General features: G+C 39.4%; 1 protein-coding gene and 1 pseudogene. Both read left to right on the forward strand.

Annotation, left to right across the window (positions count from 1 at the left end; genetic code table 11):
• Positions 1-2,633, forward strand: a pseudogene (locus B5J93_RS14295) (hypothetical protein); the annotation flags it as partial.
• A 217-nt stretch (positions 2,634-2,850) separates the two neighbouring features.
• Positions 2,851-3,066: a 30S ribosomal protein S21 gene (gene rpsU, locus B5J93_RS10105; RefSeq protein ID WP_029104045.1), complete on the forward strand. Its 216-nt coding sequence runs from the start codon at positions 2,851-2,853 to the stop codon at positions 3,064-3,066.
• Positions 3,067-3,311 lie beyond the last annotated feature (245 nt).

A 3,311-nucleotide genomic window follows, 5' to 3' on the forward strand; every position in this document is an offset into this window, starting at 1 on the left:
TGCCAGATGCGGATAATGATAAGCCGACTGTAAATTTGTCAGGTGTGAGAACCGTGTTAGAGAGTGCGGGCACTGCCAAATATACATTTACATTGGCCAATGGCAAAACTGCTGATAAAGACGTTGTTATTGAGTACCAGGTAACTGTTCCTGCTAATGCGGTAGGTATTAACCCAGCAGAGGCTGCTGACTTTGGGAATGGTACTTTTGGTGTCACTAAGACGGCGATTATCAAAGCGGGTACTAGTTCGGTAGATATTAATGTGCCAATCATAAATGATGAAGTCTATGAAGGTATCGAAACTTTTGTGGTTAATATGACTAAAGTATCAGATAACGCCAGTAAGGGTGTAGATACAGTTACCACTACCATTAATGACTTCAATGGAGAGGTCGGTGTTAACAAAGACAAACCAGTGATTGAATTGGATCCGCCAGCACATGTATCCGAGGAAGGCTTACCGGGTGGTAATAAAGACAACGATCCTGTTGGTGTGGATAAGACGAATGCTACCACTTCTAATGGAGAGATTCGTATTAAAAACATTGATACAAGTCTATCCAAAAATGTAACATTGGCTTTAACCGAGCCTACTACAATTGTTACCAGTGGCAAGCAACCAGTCACTTGGACAACATCAGATAATGGCTTGACATGGATAGGCAGAACTCCTGATGACAAACCTGTTCTTACTATCAAGCTCAAAGAGCAGATTGTAAAAGAAGATAACACCATTGCTTATAAATACACCACAGAGCTACACGCACCTATTGATCATCCGGATGTTACCAAAGAAGATAATCTAGATGTTAATTTTGGTATCGTGGTCAAAGATGGCAACACTGAGATTGCACGTGACAATAAGACCGTTACGGTGGTGGAGGATGACTCGCCTGTATCAGGTGTTAGTATTCACAATATCGATGTACCTGTCGATGATGTTAGACTGATGGATATCGTTACAGGCTTTAGCAACCCTGATTCAAGTGATGCAACGGACAAACAATATTTTGTGTCTACCAATAATGATAAAGATGCTTATGCTGAGATTATCCAGTGGGGTAATCCAAATAGAAATGTGCAACCTAGAGCAAGCTATGGCATCGTAGAAGATGCCAGTATGATCAATAAGAAGCTGGATGGTTTTAATATACCTTTTAGTTTAGGTACGTTTAACCATGACAACCAAGGTGTTTATGTCAATAAAGGCTTGGAGACTGTCAACATGCACGTTGATTTTGTGGTGAGTATTAATGGTGAAGAGCAAACCGTTAAGACCATTTTTGATCTAAAGCATATCGAAACTCCTAATTATGATTATAAGAATGTTGCAGTGGTGGATAATCTAACCTACGGCATCACCCCTGATGACTTTGTTATTTTCAAACCACAGGAGACAACACTGCTCATTGGCGGTAAACGCTATACATTAAAGTTAAATCAGCCAGAAAAAGTCAGTGGTAATGGTGATCTGCGCGACAGTGTTGATAACTATGATCTGCTTGTTAAGATGGAGGAAAATTATAATACAGCTGGCGGCTCTGATAACATATCAGGTGTTAACTATTTGTACAACACAGGTACTGCCAACTTGATAAAAACCCAACTAGATGGCATTACCCGAGAAGATGTAGCCTCTGGAAAAGTGGTGATTATCAACACCAAAGAGCAGGCAAATAACGGCTTTAAATTATCAGCAACGTTAATCCCGCTTGATCCAAATCCAGATGCTAATAACGATCTTGAGCATGCAACCAACTTTAGAACAGGTGGTGATGTTGTGAGTGATGCCAGCTTGTTAGATCCTAACGCACAAAAGGTTATTTGGACACTCAAAGACATCACAGATGCCAATAAAAACATTGTTGATAGCGATAATAATCCATCAACATTCACCTTTAAAACCAAATATGGCACATTTATCGGTAATATTAACGGTAGTTACGAGTTTAGAGGTGCTGACAATCTTGCTGAAGTGGTTGATTTGGGTGCTGAAGATCGATTGGAGTTTGGCTATGCTTATCAGGATAACGATGGTGATAGCATTCAAGACACTGTTGTTATCAATTTTAATGATTATGCCAAAGAAACCACAGGTCGTACCGTGAACGGCACTGATGACCATGACTACATTATCGGAACAACAGCTGCAGATATTATTTACGGTGGCAAAGGTGATGATACGTTGATTGGTGAATTGGGTGCTGATAAACTATATGGCGGTGAGGGTAACGATAAGATTGTTTATGATGCCGATGATCTTGTTATTGATGGTGGTGCAGGTATAGATACTCTGCTACTTGTTAGCAAGCCATATAAAGTCGGTGATGAAGTCAAGTTGGATGGAAATATCAACCTAACCAACACCATAGCAACTGGCTTTGAGATATTGGACATGAATAATGGTACGGCACAAAGCCTAACCATTACTGCCAAAGATGTACTCAGCATAAACCCTGAGGGTCGTTCCCTTGACGTTTTGGGTGATGGGCTGGATACGGTCACATTGGATGGCACCTTTACCAAGATTGATGAATCTACATCTGAAGTTAAGGTAGGATTTGATCAGTATATCTCAAATAATGGTGCCACCCTTTTCATTTCCGAGGAGATTAAGAATATTATTATGTAGTTTTTAAAACACCAAAAACGTCCCAGTTGGGGCGTTTTTTGTTTTGTTTAATGCGTCAAAACAACTTGCCTTATTTGGACTGTTTTGGTATAATCGGCAGGTTTTGTAAAAAACGACTTGTTCCAATTTGAGCTGATGCCTACGCCAAGACCGTACCAGCTAATTATAATATACAGCCAAATTGATGTCTTAGTTGTCTTGATAATCGGAGTAAACCATGCCCTTAGTAAAGGTCAAAGAAAACGAACCTGTTGATATTGCGATTCGTCGCTTCAAACGTGCTTGCGAAAAAGCAGGCGTTCTGGCTGACGTACGTAAAAAAGAATTTTACGAAAAACCAACCCAAGAGCGTAAGCGTAAAAAAGCCGCTGCGGTCAAGCGTTATAAGAAAAAAGTATGGCGTGAACAAGCACGCACCGTGCGTAAATACTAATCGGTATTTCGCCACGAAAAGCACTCATATTTGGGCGCTTTTCTTTTTGGAAAAATTGGGAAGGGCTTATGGTTATAGAATAGAAAATTTTACAATTTGTTACATCTTAATTAAATTAACGACAGTTGTACTTTGTATAATAATCATCTTTAATTTGCTTAATTCCTATATTTTATTTTTCTAATGAGATTATCATGAAAACTTTTTTCTCCTCTGCTGTTATTTTATTATACCAACCGAACTTA

Origin of the sequence: Moraxella equi (assembly GCF_002027555.1) — a bacterium.
GTDB lineage: Bacteria > Pseudomonadota > Gammaproteobacteria > Pseudomonadales > Moraxellaceae > Moraxella > Moraxella equi.